Origin of the sequence: Micromonospora sp. DT178, from assembly GCF_049841695.1 — a bacterium.
Classification (GTDB): Bacteria; Actinomycetota; Actinomycetes; order Mycobacteriales; family Micromonosporaceae; genus Micromonospora.
Window position 1 is genome coordinate 1 of the sequence record NZ_JBNCKV010000058.1, and the last position, 387, is coordinate 387.

General features: G+C 76.2%; 1 protein-coding gene. It reads right to left on the minus strand.

Annotated features, from left to right (window positions below):
* Nucleotides 1-387 (minus strand): AMP-binding protein (locus tag ACLQ22_RS31940; RefSeq protein WP_425695592.1); only part of this gene is annotated, 387 nt, incomplete at both ends.

Consider the following 387-nt stretch of genomic DNA (forward strand, 5'->3'; position numbering starts at 1 on the left):
CGGAGGTGTGGATGACGTAGGCGAGGTGGTCGGGTCGGGTGCCGGGGTCGGGGTCGGTGGTGGGGCGGTCGGCCCAGTGGTGTGCGTCGGCGTCGAGGTCGACGAGGGGCGCGGTGGTCAGGCCGTCGAGGGTGGCGCGGGTCGCGGCGTGGGCAAGGACGGCGACCGGGGCGCTGTCGCGGAGCAGCTCGGTGAGGCGCTCCGCCGGATGGCTGGGGTCGAGCGGCACGTACGCGCCGCCGGCCTTGAGGACGGCCAGCAGCGCGACGACCAGCTCCGGTGAGCGGTCCAGGCAGACCGCGACGAGGGTGTCGGGGCCGACGCCGTGCTCGCGCAGGTGGTGGGCCAGCCGGTTGGCGCGCGCGTCGAGGTCGCGGTAGGTGAGCG